The 7,723-nt window shown below is 40.2% G+C and carries 5 protein-coding genes and 2 pseudogenes; 1 reads left to right on the top strand and 6 read right to left on the bottom strand.

Annotated features, from left to right (window positions below):
* Positions 1 to 281 precede the first annotated feature (281 nt).
* From OB236_RS40305 to OB236_RS00770, 6 genes and pseudogenes are all read right to left on the bottom strand, one after another.
* A pseudogene (locus tag OB236_RS40305) lies at positions 282 to 1,738 on the bottom strand (IS110 family transposase).
* 574 nt (positions 1,739 to 2,312) lie between these two features.
* Complete coding sequence (locus OB236_RS00790; protein ID WP_262682148.1) at positions 2,313 to 2,840, bottom strand: histidine phosphatase family protein; 528 nt, start codon at positions 2,838 to 2,840, stop codon at positions 2,313 to 2,315.
* Between the two features lie 490 nt (positions 2,841 to 3,330).
* On the bottom strand, positions 3,331 to 3,933 hold the full coding sequence (locus tag OB236_RS00785; protein WP_262682147.1) for a transposase: 603 nt from the start codon (positions 3,931 to 3,933) through the stop codon (positions 3,331 to 3,333).
* Between the two features lie 214 nt (positions 3,934 to 4,147).
* Complete coding sequence (locus tag OB236_RS00780; RefSeq protein WP_262682146.1) at positions 4,148 to 4,927, bottom strand: phosphotransferase; 780 nt, start codon at positions 4,925 to 4,927, stop codon at positions 4,148 to 4,150.
* 245 nt (positions 4,928 to 5,172) lie between these two features.
* Entirely contained in the window at positions 5,173 to 5,508 is a 336-nt protein-coding gene (locus tag OB236_RS00775) for a hypothetical protein (protein WP_262682144.1), read from the bottom strand.
* 242 nt (positions 5,509 to 5,750) lie between these two features.
* On the bottom strand, positions 5,751 to 6,791 hold the full coding sequence (locus OB236_RS00770; protein ID WP_262682143.1) for a DUF1835 domain-containing protein: 1,041 nt from the start codon (positions 6,789 to 6,791) through the stop codon (positions 5,751 to 5,753).
* Between the two features lie 307 nt (positions 6,792 to 7,098).
* Between OB236_RS00770 and OB236_RS00765 the strand changes: the two are divergent.
* Positions 7,099 to 7,179, top strand: a pseudogene (locus OB236_RS00765) (IS6 family transposase); the annotation flags it as partial.
* Positions 7,180 to 7,723 lie beyond the last annotated feature (544 nt).

Genomic DNA, 7,723 nt, shown 5'->3' with positions numbered 1-7,723 from the left:
CCAAAGTGATGAAATCCTGCGAATGAATGAGTATTCGTTAGATAAATCCTTAATACTGAGGGATGAGGAACGTTAGCTCAATAATACAGCGGCAGTCTAGGACTTTACTCGTCCAAGGCTTACCGCTGTTTTTATTGTTGGGGCTAGTCTAATGTAGTGTAGTGTAGTGCTTATGAAAAGTAAACAAGCCCATAACCGTATTTGGAAGCAAATTAATTTTCCAATTTATAAGGGTATGGGCTCTCTTTGATCCTAAATAAGGCAGTGTAGGTTCTTATCACTTATAAAACATCATCGTCTGCTAATTTATCAGCCTGGATTTCGAAATCTTCTAAATTAGTCGGGATCTTTAATCTTACTTTATCGCCTTCTAAAGTCACTCCCATTTTACTAGCATGTTTGAAAGGATCGTACGTTTCATTGTTTTTAAGGCAAGAGTATAGTACATGGACTATTTTGCCACAAAAATGACCAATTGCTTTTCTCTTTGCCATTCCTCTTTCAACTAATCGCTTATAGTAAACACGAAAACTATTTTCGCTTATCTTCGGAGATAATAACAGAAGGGTCATTAAAAATAGTACTCTTCGAGTATCTCTAACGCCTTCGTATGTCTGCCTACTCTTAAAAACTGATGTGCCCGAGACTTTATTTTCTGCGGCAACACCAAGATACTTTTTGAATTCTAAGTATGTTGAGAAACGCTCTATGTCACCAATTGCGCCGATAAAGGTACACGCCATAGATTCACTCATGATGGGGAAGGACATTAGTATTTTTGTATAAGGATGAGGACTATATCCTTTTACTTGATCACCATAAAGCAAGGACGTTATCTGTATATCCATACTTTTAATCGCTTCGTCTATACGCAGCGCTTCTTCAATAAGCCACGTTTGCCTTTCAGTTAAGTGTGGAATATTAAATGCCAAAGTATTCGGTAACAGCTCCGCTAACACCGTGGAGGCTTTTGTAGCAGCTGATTTTGCTCCAATCGCTATTAGAGTTTGCCTAAGTTCATCCTGAGTTACCTTTGCCATTTCTTGTGCAGTAGGATATTTCAGTGCCAGCTTAAGGACAGTTAACGCACTTGTTTTTTTGAAAGCACGTTTAAGTTCTGGATTGGTCACTGAAAATAGCTGCTGGATTTGATTCTTCCGTCTCGTTAATTGAGTAGTAGTAACCAACGATCCCTTGTTAAGGTGCGATACAAAATCTGCTCTGCACTTGCTGGACGAACAATTCGCACAGAGCGCATATCAGGATGAAGCGTCTTGTGCCATCCCATGTAGGCCATGATCCTAGCATCAATTTCATCGGACTTTTCATTAAGTCCTAGTTGGCGTTCACGAAAGTCCTTTACAGCTTTATTTTCAACCTGATATATTGAATAACCTCGATCTAGTAGAACTCGAACAACCAAATATGAATAATGTCCACCAGTAGGCTCCAGCAATAAAAAGAAATCCTGAGGTTTATAACCGAATTGAGCTTGAATATCTTCTAAGGCACTGATAAACTTTGTAATTCCTTGACTATCCGAGTTAAACTTCATCGTTTTACTGCGTTTCCATTCCTTCTCATTGCGGAACTTTTCAAATGGAATGCAAGCAGCAACATGGAAATCCGAGCCGATATCTACTCCAACATAGAAGGGGTAAAAAGCTCTAGAGTTGTCTTGGCCTTCATTAATGCTTGTACCCGTAAGCATAAAATTATTCAACTGATGATCACCTATTTGCATTCAATTAGCACCAGACTAACCAAGTTTTCTTAAGAACTCCAATACGGGCCCAATGTAGCATGTCAGGTTTCAGAGTCAGTTCATTACCCAAAATAAACTTAGAGGTCGAGTATTCGCCTCAACACTTTAAAGGGCTTTCTGTTATGTTCTTTCGACAGATAGAAACATTTCCCTTCTTTCTTCTGTTAAGTTCTTTGTTTACACGCAAAAAAACTTGTCACATCGACAAGTTGATAATTTATCAGTTTGTGCAGCGCCAAGAACATGGAGCGCCTCATTTCTGTTAAAGAAGTCCAGGAGGGGATCCCTGCTGGCTCCAAACCTATTAAGGGCGGTTGTTTCCCTGAGAGGTCACTGCACAATATATATATACGACTACTTACCGCCAAATCCTCTAAGGTATGTACCAGTTACCACAAACACTTTATAGAAGTCTTATACTTAAATGCTCCACGTTAGACTCAGGGGTTAACTGGTACAAACATATATTAGCATGTTGCTCTTATATGGTAAAAGCAATTTGTTGAGCTATCGTCTCCCATTAGCGTAATGGACTCACCATCGTACTTCAATTGAATTTATATGTTTTAAAATGTCCATTTTCAGATGAATACCTTAAAACATTGCCATCCTTCGGAATACCTTCAAAATAAGCACCGATACAACCCGTTGTACATCTGTGCCCAGAAAGCAAAATATTTACATCTTTCGTGCCATACGCATCCTTAAGCTGATGCATAAATTCAAAAATTCTCTTTATGAAGCCGTTTATATCCTCAACACCTCTGTACACGCTTGAATCAGGAACTACTCCAGCCATCTTTACTTCACTTCTTTTCAATGTGTCAGCCTCGCCTAGGTCAAATACATCAATTCTATTATCAATTATTGCCTTCATACCTGTTGCTATCTCAGCTGTTTGAATAGCTCTCCCTTGAGGTGAAGAGTAAACCCAATCAAACTTAATGTCGGTAAGACTTTCTCTTAGAGATTTAGCTTGTTCTATTCCAAATTCATTTAATTGCAATCCTTGTCTTCCCTGAAGCCTTCCCTCTTTGTTCAGTTCTGTTTGCCCATGTCTTACAACGTATATCACTCAATTACCTCCCATGTGCCAACTAATAAATAATCCTAGTAGGACTGTTAAATCATACCATAAAATAGTTATTCGTATTAACGGCACTGCCACGTTATTCTGCCCGTCCCTCGGTTTTAAGGGTTTATCTCACATATACTCACTCATTCGCAGGATTTCGTTGTCCTGTATAACAGTTGTCGTCCGGAAAGTAAGCTTATTAGACACCGTCGTTCCAATTTTGGGCATGCGGGAACAGAAGAAGCGTGTGGAACATTTCTCCAAGTGCTATTCTTCTGCACGTATTCTCCACAATTTCCTTGGGAGTTCACCATCCCATGGCTCTACGGGTCTTTGCCCTTACATTCCTTCGTTACACCTGACCAAGGCGTGGAGACCGATAGCGTTTAGCGGATGGGTCTGAAGCCCTTGCCGGGCAGGAACTCGGTCCTCCGTGCTTTCTTTGTGAAATCCTGCGAATGAGTCAATCTACGTGTTCGTTTATTCAGTCTTAGGCAGCTCGAGTGCACGTAGGGGCAGCTTTTTCAGGAGAAAAAGTTTCTCCCCGCCCAACAATGCCATTGATGATTCGTGCTAGCTTTCCAAGCAGTTTAAATACCGACTGTTGCTTCTTCATTTGCCTGATTTGAACATTATTCTCATGCATCTGTCGAAAGACAGGATACGTTCCTACGAGTACGATCGTCGCCAGATACATATATTTGCGTAGCGTAGCATCTCCCCGTTTCGAAAGCATGATTTGTCCCTTGTGTTTTCCTGACATTCTTTCAGCCAGGTTTAGACTTGCTTTACGCAATAACTGACGTCCATGGGCGTACTGTCTAAGGTCGCCAGCGCAAGATAGAATGGCTGCTATGAAGATTGGACCTAGACCTTTGATGGAACGAAGCTGATCGGCCATAGGAATTTCACTAAGCAACACTTGCATATCCTGTTCAATTCTATCTAGTATTTCAACAATTCGTTCGAACTCTTGTAGTAGCCGCCCCAAATCCTGCTTCGCTTCATCAAGTGCAGTGGTTTCGCCTACACTTCGCTTAGCTTGAGCGATTAGCTCCGCGGCTTTCTGCATGCCCGTGGCAGTATTGGACAATAGTGGTTACTTAATAATGATCTTTTTATTTAGACCAAATCTGCCCGGCAACCTTCAAGCAGCATTCTAATTTAAATTACTCCCAAAACTTCTTTCAAAAATCATTTGTATGCTGTGACCTAAATCATCAATAGAGGTAGCATCTCTTTCAGTTTCTTTCTCAATATCGCTTTCAAATTCATCGTCTATCTGATGGGCACCTTCGAAGCGATACTTAAAAGAACTTATACAAACCTTCTTGGAAATACCTATATTCTTCATCTGTTATCCTTAATCTACCATAGGATTCAAAGAATAATTCTTTATCCCCCTTTTGATCAAAAACATCTTGCTTAGGTCTGATAGCCAACGCGATATCAAATCGCGGATCACCAAACGCAGCTCTAGGCCAATCGATAATACCAATTACATTATTGTAGTTAACCAATACATTATTAGTGTGAAAATCGCCATGAATCAGAGTATTCTCAATCGGTTTAGGTCTATCATTTTTCAGTCGTATAAGTAATTCTTCAGTGCCATCCACATTATAATTAGCAAGATTGTGGCTAGCCTTCATGAGCATCGTATCTAACCAAGATTGATCATTCTTGCGCAATCCAACAGGGCATTGGCTTTCATGGATTTGCTTTAAACATAGACCATAGTAAGATATAACTTTCTCTCTATCCCTGAGATTAGGTTTACTTCCCAAGAAATGTCTCAAACTTATTCCATCTATATAATCCATGAGTAGCCATCTAGATTTGTCCTGAATATGGAAAGCATATGCCTTTGGAACCGGTAGTCCAGTAGTCGAAAGATATTGTAATGCTTTATATTCCTCCGATAACCATTCATTAAATAAACCATGCTCAGTCTTTTTAATAATGAACTGATGATCACGAGTTTCAATTTTAACAACAAGCGAAGTATGCCCTTGTTGAGGGAATGAGATGTTCTTAATCGCTCCTATTTGCTCTACAAATTCAACAGGAATATCATGTATGTCCATTGGTCTCTCCTCTTCCGCCTTTCGTGCCCTTTCAGATAACGTTATTGCATTCGAACCCTCACCGGTTTAGGCTTCGAAGGAGCGGATACCCTTTCTCAGTTAGCCAGTGCAGGGTTGTCCGCTGCTTCCGCTTCTTCGAAAAAACACCTCGCGGACCGCGGGATTCATGCCTCAATCTCCTCGAATCGCACATTATATATCGCTATTGTACGCTACCTTCATCAGTAAAAGGAAGAATTTTCTATTCAGTTTAAAGAAATACGTTTTAGTAACGTGTCACCTGATAAGTCAAATGCAATTGGTCTACCAGCTTCTTTGGGATTCCAACCATGGTTAATAGCCTGTGTTATGAACTGAGATACATCACTTGGCTTTATTACCTTTAAATTCATATCATTCACATCAGGAAAGCTCGTCCAAAAGCCATTGCTTTCGGAAGTAACGTAAACCTCGATCCTTTTTCCCCTTACTATTCCATGTTCTGCAACAAAAACTAAGTAACCACTATCAGGTGACACAGTCCATCTATACATTTCATTATCACCTACAATTGTTCTTGAATTCCTCTTACTGATGGTCAAAAGCTCACTTCCCGTCCTAAAATGTAACTCTTGAATTAAGGAATTGTACCATGTATTCGAAATAAAACACTTGGTTTCAGATCCATTCTCTGTTGCGGATAACTGCCAGATAGTTGAGCAAGCTGCCAATGATCCTGGCAGCCTGTCGGTATGGCACTATCGTTTCCGTTAGCTAAAAAAATGAGGGGCTGCAGCTGCAGTCGACTGAGTAATACTTAATTCGCTATTGATCAGTTGATTCACTAGTTGTTTACTTTTACTGAATACTGAAACATTGCGTTTGGAAGCCCTCTAAAACTAAGAATACCATCGCTTATTAATCGCCACATTCGATATTCTACGAACTGGTCACCGACGAGTTGAAACATATTTTCAAACACTTCCGCAACCACATGCCCAGCTCTGACAAATCCGTCAGCTGTTTCTTCGTTTTGAAGTTTGAGCACGGAGGAAATTATTATGCCGTCCAGTTCTTCTTCCGCCATTCCTACTATTTTTCCATCCTGCCAGAAGCGAAGAGTATGCTCTTGTTTCGAAAGCTTTTCCAACCAGTTAGACTCATAATACCGCCTTTGGATAGAATCCAAAGGCCTAGTGTTTTCATAATGTTTAACAATCTCCTTGTAGATTTCAGGTGCAATTAATCCCTGCGCATAAGGCTGCGCATTCCCTTCGTCATCCATCGCAAACTTCTTGTAGGCCTCAGTCAAATTGATGATCTGGATGGGTTGTTCTCGGTTCCTTAACAAATACAAAGCAAAATGTAATCCTACCAGATCATGAGCATTATTTCCGAACCAGATGGTAATTGACTTACGTTCAGGTATCGTTAATATCGTTTTAATCATCCGTCCAATTTGATGATCAGAGTTGTGTAAATTAGCGTAAGTAAAGTAAGAAAACCGTTCCATAATCCACTGCTGTCTACGTCGTTGACCTTCAGGGGTTTCTAAGTTCATGATAGGTCCGATTGAAAATAACTCGTTAAACGCCATAACTTTGATCTTTTGTCGCATGCCTAGCTCGCTGATCGTTACTTTCAAAGATCCTGCATCTGAAAGACTAAATACAAGATGGACGCTATCCTGACGTTCTTCAGCTTCCTCTCGACCTTTGCGCGATTTTTCGAGACGGTCCTTCCAAAGCTTCAATATCCTATCTGCGAGAATAATCTCCTCATTCCATTTGGTTGCAGATTGCTCCGCGATTTGTAGAAGATCATTCAGAATATCGCGAGTTTCCCATTCCTGAAGTTCCCTTAACATCTCTTGGTACTCGGCCAATATGCTGCCTCCTTATGGTAATACTCTGGATTTAAATTGGTAATACCATTCTAACACGAAAACTAGGCAAATCTGCCTAACTTATCACCGCTAAACTGCCCGCCACTTCAATGAGTCTACCCGCCGATGTACCCCGCGGCAGCCCTCGAATTGTTTATTATGGAGTTCTAGTTCCCCGAAGTTCCAAACCTCTTTTAAATAATCTTATTTGACCATTCCATAGAATAATAATTCTTCATAGCTCTCCCTCTTCATGCTGTGGGAAAGTACCTTCGTGTTTTCATCCCAATTTTGGTTCCGGTGGAACATCATGCGATGGGTTCACCAGTTTGGGCCGGAATTAGACAAGCAAATTCGTCCCTTTCTAAAACCGACTAACGTTTCCTTTTAAGCCAGCAGTGATCGAGGTAAAACGAACGGGAAAAAGGTACTAGAAAAAGATAGTACTTACGAGAACTTTCGATGTCATTTAAAATAGGATTGTAAGTGATAAGCAAATGAAAAATCAGGAATGATTTTGGTTGAAATCAAGGAGCCTTATTGGTATTGAAGAACCACGAAGACGTTTGTTATAGCAATTGCCTGTATGTGCTGCAGTGTGAAAAGATGGTTTATGAATCGGCAAAAACTGCCTTGTACAACCTTATTAAATGCGACACATTTTTCTTTGAAAATTCTCAAGCAAAAAGTATCCTGCTTCGTAAGGAATCGATAAAATGCGCGCTGCAACTCATTTAATTAAAGTTATAATACTTACTTAGGCAAAGAGTAAAGATAAGTAAGAGAGGAAGTGTTAATTAGTGCTAATCATTTATTCCACAGGTTCTCTGATTCTTCTGGCGTTCGCTCATTGGCTGCTATGGGGAACAATCCGCTTCCAGCATAACCTTCGATGGGTAGGTATATTAACTACATTCATCATCCTGACTCTA

The organism is Paenibacillus baimaensis, from assembly GCF_025567575.1.
The sequence above is the reverse complement of the archived record's forward strand: the minus strand, read 5'-3'. Positions and strand labels throughout refer to the sequence as shown.

Coding starts and splice junctions, on each gene's coding strand:
- OB236_RS00780 (WP_262682146.1), bottom strand. CDS start 4,927: ATGGACATACATGATATTCCTGTTGAATTTGTAGAGCAAATAGGAGCG.